Origin of the sequence: Pseudomonas sp. B707 (genome assembly GCF_022496685.1) — a bacterium.
Classification (GTDB): domain Bacteria; phylum Pseudomonadota; class Gammaproteobacteria; order Pseudomonadales; family Pseudomonadaceae; genus Aquipseudomonas; species Aquipseudomonas paraglycinae.
Genome location: NZ_WTVE01000035.1, coordinates 96542 through 115570 on the forward strand (window position 1 = coordinate 96542; position 19029 = coordinate 115570).

20 protein-coding genes are annotated in these 19029 nt (G+C 59.5%); 13 read left to right on the forward strand and 7 right to left on the reverse strand.

The genetic code is table 11. The annotated features are described in order from the left end of the window. Positions 1–72 precede the first annotated feature (72 nt). A complete protein-coding gene (locus GQX66_RS25485; protein ID WP_039767046.1) occupies positions 73–477 on the reverse strand; it encodes a TraR/DksA C4-type zinc finger protein in 405 nt (134 codons plus the stop codon). Between the two features lie 409 nt (positions 478–886). Here GQX66_RS25485 and GQX66_RS25490 point away from each other — a divergent pair, with 409 nt between their 5' ends. From GQX66_RS25490 to GQX66_RS25500, 3 genes are all read left to right on the forward strand, one after another. Beyond that, a complete protein-coding gene (locus GQX66_RS25490) occupies positions 887–1492 on the forward strand; it encodes a glutathione S-transferase (RefSeq protein WP_240871961.1) in 606 nt (201 codons plus the stop codon). Positions 1493–1494: 2 nt separating this feature from the next. Continuing rightward, positions 1495–2598, forward strand: a complete 1104-nt coding sequence (locus GQX66_RS25495) for a DNA alkylation repair protein (RefSeq protein ID WP_102717573.1) — start codon at positions 1495–1497, stop codon at positions 2596–2598. A gap of 110 nt (positions 2599–2708) precedes the next feature. Next, the gene (locus tag GQX66_RS25500; protein WP_085746164.1) at positions 2709–3326 is read left to right on the forward strand and encodes a LysE family translocator; all 618 of its coding nucleotides are present in this window, start codon (positions 2709–2711) and stop codon (positions 3324–3326) included. A 95-nt stretch (positions 3327–3421) separates the two neighbouring features. Here the strand turns inward: GQX66_RS25500 and GQX66_RS25505 are convergent, their stop codons facing one another. Together GQX66_RS25505 and GQX66_RS25510 are read right to left on the reverse strand one after the other, a co-directional pair. Then, on the reverse strand, positions 3422–4078 hold the full coding sequence (locus GQX66_RS25505; protein WP_102687066.1) for a DUF2931 family protein: 657 nt from the start codon (positions 4076–4078) through the stop codon (positions 3422–3424). Then, positions 4078–5619 carry a DUF2235 domain-containing protein gene (locus GQX66_RS25510; protein WP_102687065.1) on the reverse strand — a complete coding sequence of 514 codons (1542 nt, stop codon included), beginning with the start codon at positions 5617–5619 and terminating at the stop codon, positions 4078–4080. Before GQX66_RS25510 ends, GQX66_RS25505 begins: the two co-directional genes overlap by 1 nt. 79 nt (positions 5620–5698) lie before the next feature. Here GQX66_RS25510 and GQX66_RS25515 point away from each other — a divergent pair, with 79 nt between their 5' ends. Then, the gene (locus tag GQX66_RS25515; RefSeq protein ID WP_240871962.1) at positions 5699–6148 is read left to right on the forward strand and encodes a hypothetical protein; all 450 of its coding nucleotides are present in this window, start codon (positions 5699–5701) and stop codon (positions 6146–6148) included. 67 nt (positions 6149–6215) lie between these two features. On the opposite strand, the gene GQX66_RS25520 is transcribed toward GQX66_RS25515, so the two are convergent. Beyond that, a complete protein-coding gene (locus tag GQX66_RS25520) occupies positions 6216–6578 on the reverse strand; it encodes a DUF6124 family protein (protein ID WP_240871963.1) in 363 nt (120 codons plus the stop codon). 513 nt (positions 6579–7091) lie between these two features. Between GQX66_RS25520 and GQX66_RS25525 the strand changes: the two genes are divergently transcribed. Further along, positions 7092–7670 (forward strand): DUF4337 domain-containing protein, encoded by a 579-nt coding sequence (locus GQX66_RS25525; RefSeq protein WP_169430773.1) that lies wholly within the window; start codon positions 7092–7094, stop codon positions 7668–7670. 209 nt (positions 7671–7879) lie between these two features. On the opposite strand, the gene GQX66_RS25530 is transcribed toward GQX66_RS25525, so the two are convergent. After that, the gene (locus tag GQX66_RS25530; RefSeq protein WP_240871964.1) at positions 7880–8434 is read right to left on the reverse strand and encodes a cytochrome b; all 555 of its coding nucleotides are present in this window, start codon (positions 8432–8434) and stop codon (positions 7880–7882) included. A 205-nt stretch (positions 8435–8639) separates the two neighbouring features. On the opposite strand from GQX66_RS25530, the gene GQX66_RS25535 reads away from it, so the two are divergent. The 7 genes from GQX66_RS25535 to GQX66_RS25565 are packed head-to-tail and all read left to right on the forward strand — an operon-like array spanning position 8640 to position 14934. Then, the gene (locus tag GQX66_RS25535) at positions 8640–9317 is read left to right on the forward strand and encodes a thermostable hemolysin (RefSeq protein ID WP_102717584.1); all 678 of its coding nucleotides are present in this window, start codon (positions 8640–8642) and stop codon (positions 9315–9317) included. Continuing rightward, complete coding sequence (locus GQX66_RS25540; protein ID WP_236190089.1) at positions 9307–10788, forward strand: AMP-binding protein; 1482 nt, start codon at positions 9307–9309, stop codon at positions 10786–10788. Before GQX66_RS25535 ends, GQX66_RS25540 begins: the two co-directional genes overlap by 11 nt. Continuing rightward, positions 10785–11459: an iron-containing redox enzyme family protein gene (locus tag GQX66_RS25545; protein ID WP_039767068.1), complete on the forward strand. Its 675-nt coding sequence runs from the start codon at positions 10785–10787 to the stop codon at positions 11457–11459. Before GQX66_RS25540 ends, GQX66_RS25545 begins: the two co-directional genes overlap by 4 nt. After that, positions 11446–12255: an SDR family oxidoreductase gene (locus tag GQX66_RS25550; RefSeq protein WP_240871965.1), complete on the forward strand. Its 810-nt coding sequence runs from the start codon at positions 11446–11448 to the stop codon at positions 12253–12255. The genes GQX66_RS25545 and GQX66_RS25550 overlap by 14 nt, the downstream gene beginning before the upstream one ends. Then, the gene (locus GQX66_RS25555) at positions 12252–12896 is read left to right on the forward strand and encodes a tetratricopeptide repeat protein (RefSeq protein WP_102687048.1); all 645 of its coding nucleotides are present in this window, start codon (positions 12252–12254) and stop codon (positions 12894–12896) included. Before GQX66_RS25550 ends, GQX66_RS25555 begins: the two co-directional genes overlap by 4 nt. A gap of 11 nt (positions 12897–12907) precedes the next feature. Further along, complete coding sequence (locus GQX66_RS25560) at positions 12908–13570, forward strand: response regulator (protein WP_064379489.1); 663 nt, start codon at positions 12908–12910, stop codon at positions 13568–13570. Continuing rightward, entirely contained in the window at positions 13567–14934 is a 1368-nt protein-coding gene (locus GQX66_RS25565) for an ATP-binding protein (RefSeq protein WP_085746137.1), read from the forward strand. The genes GQX66_RS25560 and GQX66_RS25565 overlap by 4 nt, the downstream gene beginning before the upstream one ends. Before the next feature lie 22 nt (positions 14935–14956). Here the strand turns inward: GQX66_RS25565 and GQX66_RS25570 are convergent, their stop codons facing one another. Together GQX66_RS25570 and GQX66_RS25575 are read right to left on the reverse strand one after the other, a co-directional pair. Then, on the reverse strand, positions 14957–16219 hold the full coding sequence (locus GQX66_RS25570) for an MFS transporter (RefSeq protein ID WP_240871966.1): 1263 nt from the start codon (positions 16217–16219) through the stop codon (positions 14957–14959). A gap of 97 nt (positions 16220–16316) precedes the next feature. Continuing rightward, positions 16317–17204 carry a LysR family transcriptional regulator gene (locus GQX66_RS25575; protein ID WP_039767081.1) on the reverse strand — a complete coding sequence of 296 codons (888 nt, stop codon included), beginning with the start codon at positions 17202–17204 and terminating at the stop codon, positions 16317–16319. A 133-nt stretch (positions 17205–17337) separates the two neighbouring features. Here GQX66_RS25575 and GQX66_RS25580 point away from each other — a divergent pair, with 133 nt between their 5' ends. Further along, positions 17338–18987, forward strand: a complete 1650-nt coding sequence (locus tag GQX66_RS25580; RefSeq protein ID WP_240871967.1) for a GMC family oxidoreductase N-terminal domain-containing protein — start codon at positions 17338–17340, stop codon at positions 18985–18987. Positions 18988–19029: the final 42 nt, after the last annotated feature.

Below are 19029 nucleotides of genomic sequence, written 5' to 3' on the forward strand. Positions count from 1 at the left end.
CAGTTCATGTAGAAACTGCAAAAGGCTGCGATCTTTTCGCGACGACCCGCATTGAAGGGGTCGCCTCAGGAATCAGGCCTGACGCTGGTGCTTGTCGATCTGCTCGTGACGCTCTTGAGCTTCGATGCAGTACTTGGTGGTCGGGCTGATCAGCAGGCGTTTCAGGCCGATCGGCTCGCCGCTGTCGTCGCACCAGCCGAAGCTGTCTTCCTTGATACGCTCAAGGGCCTGCTCGAGTTGCGGCAGCATGCGCTGGTCGCGATCGATCGCGTTTACCAGCCAGGTGCGCTCTTCTTCCACCGATGCGGCGTCCGCCGGGTCAGCCGGGGTGTCCAGGCTTTCGATGGCAATACGGTTCTGCTCAATGCGCTCATGGGTTTCGACTTTCATGTTCTGCAACAGCTCTTGAAAGAAAGCGTGTTGCTCGGCATTCATGTAGTCATCTGCCGGCATGGCCAGCAACTTGTCCTTTGTCATTGATATCTCTATAAAAAACGTGCATTAAGGCGAATTAGGGAGCGTTCCGGCGAACCGCCTGCGGTCATCGGAAAGGCATCGTTTATTGCAAACGCCACCCGGCACTCAATTTACGAAGGGGCGGCAGTCTAAGGCCCGTTTGAGGCCTCAGCAACTGTAAATACCGGGAATTTGTCCGACAAGGCCCGGAAACTGCTCTGACACAGGCTTCACAGCGCTCATCGGAGTGCGTTTATAGCAAGAAATTCAGTCGAGCGGCTGTATATAGAAGACAAACGTCGGACGAGCGGCGCTTTGTCGCAATTCGTTACGGTCGTTGACGGCGACAGCAGCCCTTTCCAAAGACTGACAAATCCCCCCAACCTCAGCTACGTTATGCCCTCCCCGGTTCGACTTGAAGGAACGCGTCATGAAACTGATCGGCATGCTGGACTCCCCTTACGTGCGCCGCGTGGCGATCTCCGCCAAATGCTTGGGGATCGAACTGGAGCACGATCCAGTCTCGGTGTTCCGTCACTTCGAGCGCTTCCAGCAGATCAATCCGGTGGTCAAAGCGCCGACTTTGGTCTTAGATGACGGCGAAGTGCTGATCGACTCGACCCTGATCCTCGACTATCTCGAAGCCCTGTCCGGCAAAACCCTGCTGCCAGCCGACCTGCCGCAACGGGTCAAAGCCCTGCGCCTGATCGGTCTCGGCCTCGCCGCCTGCGAAAAACCCGTGCAGCTCTACTACGAACGCAACCTGCGCCCGGCCGACATTCAATACCAGCCGTGGGTCAAACGCGTCGAAGGCCAACTCGCCGCCGCCTTCACCGCCCTTGAACATGAACTCGAAAAACACCCACTGCCCACCGACGGCCCTCTCCAGCAGGACGGCATCACTCTCGCCGTCGCCTGGAGCTTCACCGGCCTCGTCGTCCCCGACCAGATCGACGCTCAACGTTTCCCGCGCATCGCCCAATACACCGCGTACGCCGAAAGCACCCAGGCGTTCATCGACACCCCGATGACCTGACCATGAGCGCCACCGAAACCGCCGCCCCGGCCCTCAAAGAAATCTTCAACGCCGAACGCCTGCAACACATCGCCACAGAAATGAGCGCCGTGTACCCGGCGTTCAAGGCCAAGGCGTTTCTCAAGCACGCCAACGACGGCCTCGCCGACCTCTCCGTCATGCAACGCATGGCCCGCGTCAGCGAAAGCCTGCACCACGTGCTACCGCTGGATTACGCAGATTCCCTCGCTGTCCTGCGCGAACTTGCCCCGCGACTGAACAGCGGCTTCGTCAGCATGTGCCTGCCGCACTACGTCGCGTGCTACGGCGCGCACGCGTTCGACACTTCCATGGAGGCCCTGAAATACTTCACCACCTTCGGCTCCTCTGAATTCGCCATCCGCCACTTCCTTCGCAGCGACCTTGAACGCTCGCTGGAACTGATGCACGACTGGACCCAAGACGAAAACCACCACGTCCGAAGACTCGCCAGCGAAGGCAGCCGCCCTCGCCTGCCGTGGTCGTTTCGGCTGGAACCGGTGCAGGCTGATCCACACTTGGCCGCCGGGATTCTTGACCGGTTGAAAGCCGATGAAAGTTTGTACGTGCGCAAGTCCGTGGCGAATCATTTGAATGACGTGACCAAAGAGCATCCGGAGTGGGTGCTGGATACAGTTGAGGGGTGGTCGCTGGAGAACAAACACACGGCGTGGATTGCCAAACATGCGCTACGAAGTTTGATCAAACAGGGGAATTCTCGGGCGCTCACGGTTATCGGTGCGGGGGCGAAGGCTGAGGTTGAGTTGCTGGATGTGAAGGTGGAACCGGCGGTTGTGCGGCTTGGGGAGACGATTACTTTGTCGTTTACCGTTCGATCGTTGGTGCCAGTTGAACAGCGGTTGGTGATTGATTATGCGATTGACTATGTGAAGGCGAATGGCGGGACTTCGGCGAAGGTTTTCAAGTTGAAGACGTTGGAGCTGGCGGGGTATGGGAGTGAGGTTGTGGCGCGGCGACAGGTGATCAAGGATTTCACTACGCGCAAGCACTATGCGGGGGTACATACGGTGCATGTGGTAGTTAATGGGGAGCGGTTGGGGAGTACTGCCGTTGACATCATCACTTAATAAGCGTCAAAAATGGTCTGCTCATCGGATGACAACCGAAAGTAGCAGGTACGTTGGATCTTGAACCGAATGATGACCTCTCCAACTACTGAGCTCGCAAAGGAACGCACATGATCGATGGTCCCGCTGTTTTGACAGTTTTTTTGGTTTACCTGGCCGGTGTCGTTATTCCAGGACCCAATTTCGTTGCGGTAGTCCACAAAGCGGTCGCTGCGTCGCGGCCAGAAGCCTTGGCCTTGGTGGCAGGCATTGTATTGGTCAACTTACTCTGGGCCACCTGTGCAATAGCAGGTATCGGCGTTGTATTTGCTGCGTTTCCTTGGGCGGCGCTGATCGTAAAAGTTCTGGGGGCCGCCTATCTGATGTGGTTTGGACTCCGACTGTTGCTAAATGCCGGAAAGACCGCGCTTGCCCCCAATAATGATGCTGCCGTCGGAAACTTTCGGCAGTCATTCATCCAAGGAGTCATCACGAACATCGGCAACCCAAAATCCATGGCCTTCTACGCCGCTATTTTCTCAGCGGCAGCCCCCGCCCACGTGTCAACAAGCACGTTTTTGTCGATGCTGGCAGTCGTAGTGGTGGTTTCAATGACTTGGTATGGAATGGTCGCAATCGCTCTTTCGCAACCTGACATCGCGTCAGCGTATCGAAGGAGGAAAAAAGCTATTGATCAATTATGCGGTGGTTTGATTTTGTCTCTGGGGATCCGGCAGCTTGTTCAATAAGTCAGGGAGGAATGCGGGCAGATTTAAAAATGGGACGCATCTATTTATCAAAAGAGCCGCCCTATCTTTTCCGACTCGCCCCCGTTTCCCAAGAATTACCAACTGCCATACGGAATGCCGAATTTGTCGATATAACGCTTGGATTTTTCACTGACCGGATAGGCGTAACGTCCTTGGTTCTTACCCTGACTAGGCCCTAACGGCTCAATCTCTGCTTTCGCCCGAGCGACCTTGATCGCCTTATGACACGAGTCTTTAACCCAAGCCTGCACCACCCCGCCGGGCGCCAGCCCCAAGTAAACCGACGCCATAAACCGCGCCTCTCGTTCAGGTGTTTGCGGGCAACGTTTGCTGGTGGATTCCAACATCAATTGCCTGGCATGTTCTGGAATATCCACCCAGGCTTGCCAGGTTTTCTTTTCAACGATTGACTGCCATCGAACATATATCCGAACGGGAAGATCGGCACCCACTACTCGTTTCCCGCTGCCGTCCACTATTGACCAGCCGCGAGCCGACTCGGTGCCGTCCTCTGGCTCGCCACCGGCTGCGGAGCCACCATTGGCCTTGAAGTAGACCTTGCCGGTAACGTCCTGCACAGAACTGTCCTCCACCCAAACCTGCATGTAATCAGGTTCGATGAATGCCAATTCCCACCATTCGGATTTGGGGTCGTTTTTGCCTGATAGCGGGTCAGCAGACTGGCAGCCAGCCATGAACAACGCGCAAAACAGAGTGACGAGTAATTTCATTACCAGAGCGTCCAGTCAGGTACGTGAGGATGTTGTACGCGAATTGAGTCTGCGGTAGGAGCATTGATATAGACCGCGCTCATTCCGCTGCCATCTCTGCGGCCAAGGGGGTGGTTCCAGTTTGCGGACGTGTGAATGTACTTCAGTTTCAACAGCTTTTCTTCTTGCGGAGTAACGCTGTAGTCACCCGCCAAGAACCGATCACACAACGCTTGAAGCTCTGAAGGAACAGCCAATTCCGGTGTATCCGGAATGTCTTTAAAGCGAACGCCCTTCTCTTTCGCCAACTGGTGCATCAAGCGCAGGTACACCCGGGAGAGCATGCCACTCACCGGACGTTTTAGTTGGACGGCGGCGTACACCCGTTTTAGGCGCGGACTGAGCCGATCTTGTAACGCATTAGGCAAGGGCAACGCAGCTGGCGTGACAATCTCCAGCATTTCCGCAGGCCAACCTTTGGCAAGCAACTGATCCTTCACTATCTCTGCATCACGATAAATCGAGGTTGTCACAACATCAGTATTCTGCGACACGTCCAAGCTTTGCATGGGGCTGACGAGTACATTCTCTTGTGCTTCTTCGAGGTAACCACCACCAAGGTCGGAATGAACTCCCGGTAAAACGATTTCCAAATGATCGGGCTTGACGCGACTCAAAGCGAAATTCGCCCGGCATTCATCGCGGGCAGTCAGCTGGACGACATCAGAGAAATAGCGACGATCCAGGTACAACCTGATGCCAGTGGCAACAGGGCTTTTGATATTGCCCAGATTTGACCATCCGGCAATCGAGGGTACGGTGTCGAACAGACCAATGAAGCCCATGTTGATGCTGCTTTTGTATTGATCATTGAAAGTAGAACTAAATCCTCTCGCACTACTGCGCATCACATCCCCAAGAGGGCCCTGCTTTCCGCGTGCAATTTCATTGGCAAAATGCCGAGCGGCAGCAGCTCCACGGCTGAAACCGAACGTATCGAATGTCAGAGAAGTAATTTCGCTCTCAGGATGGCTAGCCAGTACCCCTTCAATACGCAGTTTGATCTCTGAAAACGAAAGCTGAACACGACCTGCAACCCCCGTCTCACCTCGACCAGTGCCGGCCCCAAGCGTGCTGTCCTCCATGCCTGAGCGAGTACCGATCCCCTCGACATACACCATGCGAAAGGCTTGCTTCTGCGAGCCGTCTCCTTCGGCTTTCTGAGGTGCGTAATACAAGTCACTCAGTTTCTGCACATTGCTGGTGTCGTTACCGTAGCTGCTGTCCGGATCTTTCATGAACGGCTTACAACTGGCATCAATATCTTGAGCCGCAATCGGATGATGAGCACCACACAGAAGCCCGGCCGCAGCATTATTGGCATTATTCCCCGTACCATCGAAGAACACTCCGATCCGCAGGGCTATGCCAATTTTTTCACGTGCAGATGCCGGTTCCTTCCCGTGTTTCTCATACTCAGCCCAACGCTGGGCATGAATATCGACGGGGTCGGTTCCTTTGTTGCGATAGTTTTTAGGCGGGTTGGGAATGTAGCCACTCAATCCTTGATTCCTTCTTCTGATCCTTGAAGAACGGGCCGAAGGGTGACAGCGGAAATCGGGGGGCGCAAGGCGTGGCCGCATGCCAGCACTTGGCGCTCTTTCTTCCTGCCTGCAATGGTGGCGCCGAGCCACGAATGATATGGTTCAGCCTCAAAACCAGGGACGACACCTCGTGCACAAACAATGTCTGGCAGCAGCAGTAACCTTCGCCATCAGTTTTTCCGCCCTTGCCTCTCCTGTGCCGCAGGAAGAGCTCGAAGAGTGCCAACGAATAGAAAACTCGGCCAAACAGGTCATGAAAACCAGGCAGCAAGGCGTGCCCATGGCTTCGGTGATGGAACTGGCCGAAGCGGCAGGTAAGCAGAACGAGTATGTGGGTGAGGTGTTCAAGTCGTTGATCCGCGAGGCGTACGAGATTCCTCAATACTCAAGCGAGAGCTTGCAGCAGAAAGCGATCAGCGATTTCCACTCCAATTTCTACAAGGCTTGCATCGTGACGGTGGAAAAGAGAGCAAACGCCAAAGGCTGAGCTCAACGAACAAAAAAGGGAGCAGATTCAGGTAGTGAATCTGCTCCCTTTTTACTGAAGGACAGCCTTAAGTCTTCAGTTCGACGTTATCCAACGCCTGATTCACCGCCAATTCTCCGAGCATCACAATCTGCGCAATCCCTATCGCAGTCTTACGGTGAGCGGGCTCCAGCGTGGCCGCAAAGTTGTTGAGCATTTCGCTGGCCGAGCCTAGGGATTCGCTGGCATTGGCGAGCAGTGATTCGGTGTCATACGCCGGATTGGCCAGGTACATCGGATCGTGTTTGTGATGACTCCCCATGACCCGTTGCTGCGGAGTGAGGTAATGATCGAGCGCGCGTTCGGCGGCTTCGTTCAGGGTTCGGGAGTCGGGGAATCTGTAGGGTGAAACCGAATCGGTTTCCGGGGGATTCGGTGTGGGTTTGATCATGGTGAAACTCCTGATTTTCAATAGGAGCTACCAGCATCACTTGCAGATGATGGGTGGCAGCCATGTGCGGGTCTGCAAGACCGGGAAACCAGGCACCCGGCAGACCCGAGGGTCTCCCGCACAAAGCCGCCATTGAGCGGACGCGAACGAGCGTCCTTTTGGCAGGCTGTGCGACTGGTTTTTCCGGCGGGCTTGCAGACCCGATCACTGATGGGCAGTGACGGGAATCAAGTTACGGTCGGGAGTCCAGACGCACAAGCCGGCGGATTCTGTCTTAGGTGTAGGGCGTGGCGCAAGGCGTTGTGGGCATCGGGATGTGACGAAAGACCACGCATAAACGGGCCACGTATTCTGTGTTTAATGTCTGACAAAAAAGACTGTTTCGCAGTCCGACGGGAATACGTAAATCAGGCCGTCCGCTTTCACCCAGACACCACCATTCCCCTGTGTCTAAAAAACCGGCCACCCGGCATAATCCGCGCAAATTTCCCCATCAACCCAAGTCCGACCGTCATGCCTGAAGAGTTCGAAGTCCCCAGTCCTCACGAGCAACACGTTGAACACACCACCCATCACGCCCACGCAAAAGGCGATCGCTTTGCCAGCAAGATTGCGGTCATGACGGCGATCATGGCGACGGTCGGCGCCCTGATGAGTTATCAGGCCGGCTCGACGGAGAGTGAGGCGGCCATGGACAAAAACAACGCGGCCATTCAGAAGACCGAAGCGGCCAACGAGTGGAGCTATTACCAGGCCAAGTCCAGTCGGCAGAACCTGTCGGAGCTGGCCAGCCATCTTCCGGGACTGGATTCCGCTCATTATGTTGCCGAGGCTCGGCGCTATGCCGAGCAGAAAGAGCAAGCGCGCAAAAAGGCGGAAACACTTGAGCAACAGGCGCGAGAGTGGGACGAAAAGTCAGAGCAGGTCCTGCATCAGCATCACCGCTGGGCCCAGGCCATGACCGCGATTCAAATCGCTATTTCGCTGGCGGCCATCACCCTGCTGACGCGCAAGGAATGGCTCAGACGGGTCTCGTTTGGGGCGGCGGGCCTGGGTGTCATGTTGGGCTCCTTGGCCTGGTTGCATATCTGAAAAAGGGCGAAACCGCTGAAGCTGACGAAAAAAGGAACAGACTCAGTGCATGAATCTGTTCCTTTTCGCTTGGGAACGGCCTCTGCCCCTTCGGCTCCACGCTCTCCAATGCCTGCTTCACCACCAATGCCCCCGACATCACTACCTGCACGGTCATGCGGCGGGCAGGCGCCAGGATGGCGACCTTCCAGGAGTCGATCCGAACAGGCCTACTGCGAATTGCTACGCCCCGGCAACATCCGCACCAAGGTGTTATCCCGCACCCAATAGTGGTGAAAAAGCCCCGCCGCCGCATGCAGACCGATCAGCCAGTAGCCGGTGCTGCCCAGCAGTTCATGCCAGTATTTGAGGCGTTTGGCAAAGTCCGGGTCGATAGCCACCGGGGCTGGAAGATGGAAGCCAAAGTACGGAAAAGGTTTGTCGCCGGCCGCAAGCATCAGCCAGGCCAGCACCGGGGTGGCGATCATCAGCCCATACAGGGCCAGGTGCATCAGGTGCGCGATTGCCGTCTGCCAGGCAGGCGGTTTGGGGGTGATCGGCGGACGCGGCGTCAGGCGGCCAAACAGGCGCACCCACACCAGAACGAAAATGCTCGCGCCGAACATCCCGTGCAGGCCCATTAACAGGCCCCGCGCTTCGCTGCCTCGGGGCATGAAGCCTTTGATTTCAACGCAGGCATACACGCCCACGAACAGCGCCAGCATCAGCCAGTGCAAGGTGATCGACAGTTTTCCATAACGGGGTGCGGCCATGTCGCGGGTCATAGTTGCCTCGTGATTGTTGTAAGCGACGGCCGACTCGTTCGGCTGTCTCGATCCGGTTGCCGGGCGAACCGACGGCGTCACACTGCCGTGACAGTCTTAAGACAATCTGAAGATCCGTCGTTCGTTAACCTTTTTTCACCTTCAGACTTCGTTAAGAAATGGTCCGGATACTCCACTCAAACCTATTGAGGGAGGCGTTCAGCCCATGCCCGATTCTGACTGGAACATCCACCTGCCCCTGCGTTTTGGCCAAGGCGAAACAACGCAGATGCAGCTGTCGAGCGCCCAACCCGGCGACGCTCAACGGGCGGCGTTCGAAGCGTTTATTCAACAACGTTTTCGCAAGGCCCACGGCGCCGATATCCGCCATTTCATGCCTGAACTGTTTGGTGTGCACAACGACTCCGGGGACTTGTGCGCGGTCGCTGGAGTACGTCGTGCGCACCTTGAACCACTTTTTCTCGAACGTTACCTGGATGAACCGATCGAGCCGTTGATCAGCGCGGCGGCAGACCATCCGGTGGAGCGCAGCGCGATTGTCGAAGTCGGCAACCTTGCCGCCAACGACACCGGCAGCGCGCGCCTGAGCATCATTGCGATCACTTATCTGTTGGCCATGGGCGGTCTGGAATGGGTGACCTTCACCGGCAATATCGGGCTGGTCAACAGCTTCCATCGCCTGGGTCTGAAGCCGGTGACGCTGTGCGCCGCTGACCCGGAGCGTCTGGGCGATGACCGTCACCACTGGGGCAGTTACTACGAAAGCAAACCCTGGGTGCACGTGGGCAATATCCGCTCCGGTTTCATCCATCTGCGCAACATCGGTCTGTTCAGTCGGCTGGGATTGCCGACTTCTGTCGAAGGAGCCTGCCATGTCGCTTGAACGTCAACGATTCCAGGAAACCCTGCGCAGCCATGCAGGGCGCAATGACAACGCGCTGGCGTTATGGGGCGACACCCTGAAAGTCAGTTACACGACGCTGTACGCCGAAGTGATGTACCGCCAGCAACGCTTGCGCGATGAAAACGTGAAGGTCATTGCCCTGGCACTGGACAACGGTGTCGAGGCCATACTCTGGGATCTGGCGGCGTTGTTTGAAGGCTTGACGTGCGTGCCCCTGCCGCCGTTCTTCAGTCCGGCACAACGTGCCCATTGTCTGGAACAAAGCCAGGCCGAAAGAGTGATCGCCGAACCGGAGCTGGAGCCAGAATTGCTCGCCGCCGGTTATGAACAACGCGGTGAATTCTGGTGCCGCGCCTTTGAAGGCCCGAACCGCCTGCCAGTCGGCACCGCCAAACTGACGTTTACCTCCGGCACCACCGGCACACCGAAAGGCGTGTGCCTGAGCGCCGACAGTCTGCTGCGGGTCGCTCGGGAGCTGGAAGAGGCCAGCAAACCCACAGCCCCTCAACATCACGTGGCGTTGCTGCCGCTGGCGATCCTGCTGGAGAACCTCGGGTGTTACGCCGCGCTGTACGCCGGCGCGACGCTGAGCGTGCCGAGCCAGAAAACCCTGGGCATCCAGGGCGCCAGCGGCGTCGACCTGCCGCGCTTGCTGGGCTGTCTGGCCAGCCGGGCACCCGAGAGCCTGATTCTGGTACCGCAATTGCTGTTGCTACTGGTCAGCGCTGCCGAACAGAAAGCCTTCGATCCGCAATCGCTGCGCTTTGCCGCCGTTGGTGGCGCACGGGTTTCCGAGGATCTGCTGCACCGCGCGCAACGGGTCGGCCTGCCGGTCTACGAAGGCTACGGCCTGTCCGAGTGCGCCTCGGTAGTCTGTCTCAACCGGCCTGGGGCTCGACGTCCGGGCAGCGTCGGGCGGCCCCTGCCCCACGTCGACGTGCGCGTGGCCGAAGACGGTGAGGTGTTGATCAAAGGCTCGACCCTGCTCGGTTACCTTGGCGAACCGGCGTACACCGATGAGTGGTGGCCCAGCGGCGATCTGGGGGAGTTCGACCCGGAAGGTTTTCTCTACCTCAAGGGCCGCAAGAAGCATCAGTTCGTCACCAGTTTCGGGCGCAACGTCAACCCGGAATGGGTCGAGTCCGAACTGACCCAGCGCCATCACATCGCCCAGGCCTTTGTTTACGGCGAGGCCTTGCCGCACAACCACGCCCTGCTCTGGCCGCACCGTCCGGACTGCACCGATGCTCAGTTGGCGGCCGCCGTCGCCGCTGCCAACGAGGCCTTGCCCGATTACGCCCAGGTGCATCACTGGACACGTCTCAAACAACCTTTCACGGCCGCCAACGGCCTGCTCACCGCCAACGGTCGCCCGCGCCGTGAGGCAATCGTCGCGCAGTACCGTGCCGTGCTTACCGAATCCGCCCTTTCCGAGGAATCCGCACCATGAGTTTTTTCGACACCCTGCAAGAAGCCACGCACCAGGAACGCCACGAGCTGTTCAATCTGCCGATCATTCTCGATGCGCTGCAAGGCAAGGTCAGCCTTGAAAGTTATCGCGCGTTTCTCGCCCAGGCCTACTACCACGTGCGTCACACCGTACCTCTGATGATGGCCTGTGGTGCACGCCTGCCGACGCACCTGGAATGGCTGCGCAAAGCCGTGTGCGAATACATCGAGGACGAATACGGCCACGAGCAATGGGTGCTCAACGACATCGAGGCCTGTGGCGGAGACCGTAACGCGGTGCGTGATGGCCAGCCGTCGCTGCCGATCGAGCTGATGGTCAGCTTTCTCTACGACCTGATCGCCCGAGGCAATCCGGTGGGTCTGTTTGGCATGGTCAACGTGCTCGAGGGCACCAGCATCGCCTTGGCCACCCATGCGGCGGGCAGTATCCGCGAGCGTCTGGCCCTGCCGGAAACGGCGTTCAGCTACCTCAGTTCCCACGGCTCGCTGGACATCGAGCACATGCAAACCTATCGCCGGCTGATGAATCAGCTGGAAGATCCGGCCGACCAGGCGGCGGTGATCCATGCCTCGAAAGTCGTCTATCGGCTCTACACCGACATGTTCCGCGGCCTGCCCCGTGACGCGGAGGCTCAACATGCAGCTGCATGAAGCCCGTGTGGTGTTGACCGGTGCCAGCGGCGGCATCGGAATGGCGATCACGCGTGCCTTGTGCGCTGCCGGTGCGCAGGTCCTGGCGGTCGCGCGGCATCAGGAATCGCTGCGCCCGTTGCTCGACCTTTACCCGCAGAACCTGTGCTGGGTCGCCGCCGATCTGACGTTCCTCAGCGACCGGCGCAAGGTGCTGGCCGCCGCCGAGGCCATCGGCGGCATCAACCTGCTGATCAACGCCGCCGGGGTCAATCATTTCGCAATGCTGGAACAGCTCGACGACAGCGACATCAACGCCATGCTGGCGGTGAACATCGGTGCGCCGATCTGCCTGACCAAACTGTTGCTGCCGCTGCTCAAGCAGGCCGACAGTGCCATGGTGGTCAACGTCGGCTCGACCTATGGTTCGATCGGTTATCCAGGTTATGCCAGTTACTGCGCGACCAAGTTTGCCTTGCGCGGATTTTCCGAGGCCTTGCGCCGAGAGTTGGCGGATACCCGGGTCGGTGTGTTGTACGTGGCGCCCCGCGCCACACGCACCGCCATGAACAGCCCCGCCGCCCAGGCATTGAACGACGCACTCAAATCCAGCGTCGACGATCCGCAAGCCGTCGCTGCCGCCGTAATCCATGCAATTGCCGGCGATCGCCGAGACCTCTATCTGGGCTGGCCGGAGCGCTTTTTCGTACGCCTCAACAGCCTGCTGCCCAATCTGGTGGATCGCGGTCTGCGCAAGCAATTGCCATTGATCCGTCGCCTGAGTGAAAAACCTGAAAACGAGACGCCGAAACCATGAAAAAAATTCTCGCCTGTGTGCTGCTGGGCGCCCTCAGTCAAAGTGTCTGGGCGCTGGACGCTGCCGATCAACAACGCCTCAACAGCATCCAGCAGAGCTGGGCGCACATCCAGTACGAAACACCGGAAAAACAGCGCGCCGCTGCATTTGAACAGTTGGCCGTCCAGGCAACGCACTTCGCCACCGAACGTCCGGCCGTCGCCGAGGCCTGGATCTGGAAAGGCATCGTCACCAGCAGTTGGGCCGGTGCCGAGGGCGGGCTCGGGGCCCTGGGCAAAGCCAAGGACGCCAAAGCCGATCTGGAAAAATCCCTGACCCTCGACCCCAAGGCATTGCAAGGTTCGGCCTACACCAGCCTCGCCGCGTTGTACGATCGGGTACCGGGATGGCCGATCGGGTTCGGCGACAGCGACAAGGCTGAACAACTGCTCAAACAAGCCCTGCAACTCAACCCCGAGGGAATCGACAGTCTGTACTTCTGGGGCGATCACCTTTACCGTCAAAAACGCTACGCTGAAGCCAAAGCAGCGCTGCTCAAGGCCCTGCAAGCCGCTCCTCGCCCAGGCCGGGAAAGTGCCGATGCCGGACGCCGCAAAGAGATCGCCGCGTTGCTGGTGGACGTGAACAAGAAACTCGACTGACAGGAGTCCGTGTGCGTTTATTACTGATCGAGGATGACGTGGCCCTCGGCGAGGGCATTCATCAGGCGCTGGGGCGCGAGGGTTACACCGTCGACTGGCTCAAGGACGGCAGCAGCGCCCTGCACGCCCTGCTCAGCGAAACCTTTGATCTGGCGGTGCTTGATCTCGGCCTGCCACGCATGGACGGACTTGAAGTATTACGTCGTCTGCGTGGCAGCGGTTCGAACCTGCCGGTGCTGATCCTCACCGCCCGCGATGCCACCGAAGACCGCATCGCGGGGCTGGATGCCGGCGCCGACGACTATCTGATCAAACCCTTCGACCTGGCCGAGCTCAAGGCCCGCCTGCGCGCCCTGCTGCGACGCAGTGCCGGACGCGCGCAGATGCTGATCGAACATGCCGGCATCAGCCTCAACCCCGGCACCCAGCAAGTCAGCTACCTGGGGCAGCCGGTGGTGCTCACGCCCAAGGAATATCAGTTGTTGCACGAACTGCTCTCGCCGCCGGGTCGGGTCATGACCCGCGACCACCTCACACAACTGCTTTACGGCTGGAACGAAGAAGCCGAAAGCAACACTCTCGAAGTGCATATTCATCACCTGCGCAAGAAATTCTCCACCGACCTGATCCGCACCATCCGTGGCGTGGGTTATCTGGTGGAGGAGCGCCGATGACCTCGATCCGGCGCCGCACCCTGACCCTGATCATCGGCCTGATGCTCGCCGGTCTGACCGTGCTCAGCCTGTTCAATCTGCACGACAGCAACCACGAAATCGCCGAAGTCTACGACGCGCAACTGGCGCAGAACGCACGGTTGCTGCAAGGCGTGATGCGCATGCCGTTGCCGGGGCAGGAGCACGCGGATCTTTATCGGGCGTTCAACTCGGCCCTGGCTGAAGCCGTGCCCAAGGGTGACGGCCATCCCTACGAAAGAAAGCTCGCCTTCCAGGTCTGGAATGCCAAGGGCGAGGTCCTGGTGCATACCGCCAGCGCGCCCTCCTTCAGCACGCCGCCGATCCAGCCAGGCTTCAGTGATGTGGTGGATTTGAACAAGCGCCACTGGCGGGCGTTTGTCCTGGAAGACCGACAGAACGGTTTGCGCATCTGGGTGGGTGAACGCGGTGACGTGCGAGCGGATCTGGTTGACCGGATCGTCCGCCATACCCTGTGGCCGAACGTGATCGGCAGTCTGATCCTGGCGGCGATGATCTGGCTGGCCATCGGCTGGGGTCTCAAGCCTTTGGCCAACATGGCGGCGACCCTGCGCGCCCGCCACAGTGGCGCCCTCGAACCGCTGCAACTGACGCCGCTGCCCAGCGAACTGGAACCAATGCAGGCCGCGCTCAACCGCATGCTTGCGCAGATCCAGGAAGTGCTCGGTCGCGAGCGCCGGTTCATCGCCGACGCCGCCCACGAAATGCGCACGCCGCTGGCGGTTCTGCGGGTACACGCGCAAAACCTGCTGGAAGCCGGCACCGAGCAGGAACGTCGCGAGTCACTCGAGTTTCTGATTGCCGGCGTGGATCGAACCAGCCGACTGGTCAATCAGTTGCTGACCATGGCCCGCCTCGAACCCAAGGCCAGTGCGCCTGCCAACCAACGCATCGACCTTGGCGACACCGTGCGCAACAGTCTGGTGCAGCTCACGCCATGGCTGCTGAGCAAGCATCTGGAACTGGCCTTCGACGTCAGCGAACAACCTTTTCCAGCGTTCGCCGATGCTGCCACCATCGACATTGCCCTGAACAACCTCATCACCAACGCCGCCAACTTCTCCCCGGAGCAAGGCGTGATCAGCGTGCAATTGACCCAGACCGACGGGTTTTACCATTTGAGCGTTGAAGATCAGGGGCCGGGTATCGATGAAGCGGACCGGGCACGACTGTTCGAACGGTTCTACAGCCGGGGCAATCCCGAGGGCGCGGGCCTGGGGCTGACCATCGTCAATACCATCGCCACCCGTCTGGGTGGGCGGATCACCCTGGAAAACCGGGTCGAGGGAGGCCTGCGGGCGACGCTGTCGATTCCCGCTGGTTGACCAGGTCTTGAGACCGTTTGAGTCAAGGCGCAACCATCGGCGGCGCCCTGCCTTGCAGGGTGATTGAGTCGGCATCGGGGCGCGACACCGTCTCCGGCACCGCCACCCAAAGCAGCACCAGCGCCGCCATCGCCACCCCCGCCAAGGTGAGGAACGCAACGCTGTAACCGGCCTCTTGTACCACGATGCCCGCCAGACTGTTGCTCAATGCAGCACCCAGACCGAACACCGTTGAAATCGCCCCGAGACTGACATTGAAATGCCCGGTCCCCTGCGTCAGGTCTTTCACCACCACCGGAAACAGCGCGCCGAAAATCCCCGCGCCGATGCCATCGAGCAACTGCACCGAAACCAGCCACCACGGTTCGTTCGACAGCACATACAACACGCCACGCAACGGCAGGATCAGAAACCCCGCCAGCAGCAACGGCTTGCGTCCCCACAGATCCGCTTTCGCTCCCACCAGCAGCGCGACCGGCACCATCACCAGTTGCGCCGCGACGATGCAGGCAGACGTGAGCGGCGTGGCCATCTGCAGATTGGCCTGCGCCAGTTTCTGACTCACCAGCGGCAACATCGCCGCGTTCGCCAGATGAAACAGCGCGCAGCAAATCGCAAACATCAGCAACGGTCGGTTGGTGAGCAACACGGAAAGCCCCGAAGGCTGCTTGCCCTGCCCCGTTTCGCTGGGATTCAGGCCTCGGGCGAGATCGTGGTCAATCGCGTCTGCCGACACAAAGGAAACGGCAATCACACTGGCCAGCGCCATGACCGCCATCAAATAAAACACCGCGACCGGGCCGAACAGGTACGCGGACAAACCGGCCAACAACGCGGCGCAGGCGTTGCCGGCGTGATTGAAAGTTTCGTTGCGCCCGGTTCTTCGCGTGAAGGCACGAGGCCCGGTAATGCCGAGGGTGATCGCGCAAATGGCCGGCGCGAAAATCGAAGCGGCGACGGCACTGATAGCTTGCGTCACCGCCACCAGGCTGAACGACGTCACAAACGGCAGCAGCAGGCAGCTTGCGGTGACCACCAGCGCGGCAATCGCAATCAGAGACCGTTTGAAGCGCGTGCTGTCGACCAGTGCGCCTGCCGGGGTCTGCGTGATGAGCGCGGCGATCCCGGCAATCGTCATCACCAGACCAATGCTCGCCGGCTCCCAGTGGTGAATCGCCAGCAGGTAAATCGCCAGATAAGGACCGAGCCCGTCACGCACATCGGCGAGGAAGAAATTCAGGCTGTCGAGGGACAGGTTGTTGCGGCGATCGAGGTGAGTGGCCACGGGTAACGTCTTCGTTGTCGAGGTTCTGCGAGATGACTCAACCTCCGCAAATCGAATGACCTTTTGCCAAGCGTTTTAGTTGCATGAAACAGCTTCTTTACTGGCCCATCAACAACTCGCGCTCGCCTTCGCACAACCCCACCACGTAATCCCAGACCACACGCAACCGCACCGATTTGTGCAACTCGCGCCGCGTGCTAATCCAGTAACTGCGCTCGATGCTCTCATCCGGCAACAGCGCCACCAGATCCGGATCTGACGCCGCCATGTAACAAGGCAGCACCGCAATCCCCAGCCCCGAGCGCGCCGCCTGCTGCTGGGCGATCACGCTGGTGCTGTGAAACACCACCCGTGGGTTGCGGCAGAAGCTGTTGAGAAACATCAGCTCCTGACTGAACAGCAGATCATCGACATAGCCGATCCACGCATGCCGGCCAAGATCCTCGCGGCTGCGCAATGGCGGCGCGTTGTCCAGGTAGGCGCGGCTGGCATAGAGCGCGAGCCGGTAATCGGTGAGTTTGCGGGTGACCAGCATGTCCGCCGCCGGCCGTTCCAGGTGAATGCTGATTTCCGCCTCGCGGTTGAGGATGCTGACGAAGCGCGGTACCGCCACCAGTTCCACTTCCAGCCCCGGATAGCGTTCGAACAACCCGATCATGCGGCTGGCCAAAAACATGATGCCCAGCCCTTCCGTGACGCCGACGCGAATCTTGCCCAGCGGTGCGGTGGACTGGGTGATTTCTTCCTGGGCGAGCAGCGCGACGTTTTCCATCGCTTCGGCGTGTTTGAGCAGCGCCTCCCCCGCCGGGGTCATTTCGTAGCCTTGGGCGTGCTGGACGAAGAGCGCGGTGCCGAGGCTTTTTTCGATGGCCTCGATATGCCGGGCCACGGTGGCGTGGGTGGTGTTCAGGCGGCGGGCGGCAGTGAGCAAGCGGCCGCTGCGCTGCAACTCGAGAAAGAACCGCAGGTCGTTCCAGTCGAACATGGCTTGTCCTTGTCGGCTATCGTCAGGGAGCGCTGTTTGAAAACGCACAGCGGCTGCGCAAAAACTAACATTCTTTTGACGAAAGCTAACAACTAGGATGACCGATAACAAAAACAATAAGCGAGGTCAGGGAATGCAGACTTCCCTCGATGAATTCGATTACATCGTGGTCGGCGCCGGACCGGCTGGGTGTTTGCTGGCCAATCGGCTGTCGGCGGATCCGCAGCAGCGCGTGCTGCTGCTGGAAGCCGGCGGGCGCGACAACTACCCGTGGATTCACATCCCCGTGGGTTACCTGTTCTGCATCGGCAACCCGCGCACCGACTGGTGTTTCAAGACCGAAGAGCAACCGGGCCTCAATGGCCGCGCGCTGAGTTATCCGCGCGGCAAGGTGCTGGGCGGCTGTTCGTCGATCAACGGCATGATCTACATGCGCGGCCAGGCCAACGACTATGACGGCTGGGCCGCCGAGGGCAATCCGGGCTGGGCCTGGAATGACGTGCTGCCGCTGTTCAAGCAGAGCGAAAATCACTTTGCTGGCGCAGCGGAATTCCATGGCGACAAGGGTGAATGGAGGGTCGAACGCCAGCGCCTGTCGTGGCAGATTCTCGATGCGTTCCGCAGCGCTGCCGAACAGAGCGGCATCGCCAGCATCGATGACTTCAACCAGGGCGACAACGAGGGTTGCGGCTACTTTCAGGTCAATCAGAAGGCCGGGGTGCGCTGGAATGCGGCGAAGGCGTTTCTGAAGCCGATTCGCGATCGGGCCAATCTCACGGTATTGACCGAAGTCGAAGTGGATCGCGTTCTGTTTGAAGACGGCCGCGCCTCGAAAGTCAGCGCCCGTTGGCAAGGTCAACAAAAGAGTTTCAAGGCGCGCAAGGAGATCGTGTTGTGCGCCGGCTCCGTGGGCTCGCCGAGCATTCTGCAACGCTCCGGAATCGGCCCGCGTCCGCTGCTCGAAAAGCTCGGGATCGGCGTGGTGCATGAGCTGCCGGGCGTCGGCGGCAATCTGCAGGATCACCTGCAACTGCGGCTGATCTACAAACTGGAAAACGCCCGCACCCTCAACCAGATCGCTGGCAGCGTGTGGGGCAAGATGGGCATGGGCCTGCGCTATCTGTATGACCGCAGCGGGCCTTTGTCGATGGCGCCGAGTCAGCTGGGCGCGTTTGCCCGATCCGGGCCGGAACAGACCTCGGCCAACCTCGAATATCACGTGCAGCCGCTGTCGCTGGAGCGTTTTGGCGAACCGCTGCACAGCTTCCCTGCGTTCACCGCGTCGGTGTGTGATTTGCGGCCGCAGAGCCGGGGCCGAATAGAGATCCGTTCCGCCGATCCGCAAGAAGCCCCGCTGATTCAACCCAATTACCTCAGCCATCCCGAAGACCTGCGCGTGGCCGCCGATGCGATTCGCCTGACCCGGCGCATCGTCAGCGCCCCGGCCCTGCAAGCCTTCAACCCGGTGGAATACCTGCCAGGCGCCAGCCTGCAAACCGAAGAACAACTGCACGAAGCGGCGGCGAAGATCGGCACGACGATTTTTCACCCGGTCGGCACCTGTCGCATGGGTAATGACGCGGACGCGGTGGTCGATGCGCAACTGCGGGTGCATGGCGTGCCGGGCCTGCGGATTGCCGATGCGTCGATCATGCCGCGCATTACCTCGGGCAACACTTGTTCGCCTACGCTGATGATTGCTGAAAAAGCGGCTCAGCTGATTCTCACCCCAACCGCCCGGAGTTTTCCCGCCGAAGAAAAAGCACTGACCGCACTCTCTTGACCAAAGGAACAGCGGCGCACGCCCACAAGGTCGGCGCCGACA

Coding starts and splice junctions, on each gene's coding strand:
- GQX66_RS25485 (WP_039767046.1), bottom strand. CDS start 477: ATGACAAAGGACAAGTTGCTGGCCATGCCGGCAGATGACTACATGAAT.
- GQX66_RS25490 (WP_240871961.1), top strand. CDS start 887: ATGAAACTGATCGGCATGCTGGACTCCCCTTACGTGCGCCGCGTGGCG.
- GQX66_RS25495 (WP_102717573.1), top strand. CDS start 1,495: ATGAGCGCCACCGAAACCGCCGCCCCGGCCCTCAAAGAAATCTTCAAC.
- GQX66_RS25500 (WP_085746164.1), top strand. CDS start 2,709: ATGATCGATGGTCCCGCTGTTTTGACAGTTTTTTTGGTTTACCTGGCC.
- GQX66_RS25505 (WP_102687066.1), bottom strand. CDS start 4,078: ATGAAATTACTCGTCACTCTGTTTTGCGCGTTGTTCATGGCTGGCTGC.
- GQX66_RS25515 (WP_240871962.1), top strand. CDS start 5,699: ATGCCAGCACTTGGCGCTCTTTCTTCCTGCCTGCAATGGTGGCGCCGA.
- GQX66_RS25520 (WP_240871963.1), bottom strand. CDS start 6,578: ATGATCAAACCCACACCGAATCCCCCGGAAACCGATTCGGTTTCACCC.
- GQX66_RS25525 (WP_169430773.1), top strand. CDS start 7,092: ATGCCTGAAGAGTTCGAAGTCCCCAGTCCTCACGAGCAACACGTTGAA.
- GQX66_RS25530 (WP_240871964.1), bottom strand. CDS start 8,434: ATGACCCGCGACATGGCCGCACCCCGTTATGGAAAACTGTCGATCACC.
- GQX66_RS25535 (WP_102717584.1), top strand. CDS start 8,640: ATGCCCGATTCTGACTGGAACATCCACCTGCCCCTGCGTTTTGGCCAA.
- GQX66_RS25540 (WP_236190089.1), top strand. CDS start 9,307: ATGTCGCTTGAACGTCAACGATTCCAGGAAACCCTGCGCAGCCATGCA.
- GQX66_RS25545 (WP_039767068.1), top strand. CDS start 10,785: ATGAGTTTTTTCGACACCCTGCAAGAAGCCACGCACCAGGAACGCCAC.
- GQX66_RS25550 (WP_240871965.1), top strand. CDS start 11,446: ATGCAGCTGCATGAAGCCCGTGTGGTGTTGACCGGTGCCAGCGGCGGC.
- GQX66_RS25555 (WP_102687048.1), top strand. CDS start 12,252: ATGAAAAAAATTCTCGCCTGTGTGCTGCTGGGCGCCCTCAGTCAAAGT.
- GQX66_RS25565 (WP_085746137.1), top strand. CDS start 13,567: ATGACCTCGATCCGGCGCCGCACCCTGACCCTGATCATCGGCCTGATG.
- GQX66_RS25575 (WP_039767081.1), bottom strand. CDS start 17,204: ATGTTCGACTGGAACGACCTGCGGTTCTTTCTCGAGTTGCAGCGCAGC.
- GQX66_RS25580 (WP_240871967.1), top strand. CDS start 17,338: ATGCAGACTTCCCTCGATGAATTCGATTACATCGTGGTCGGCGCCGGA.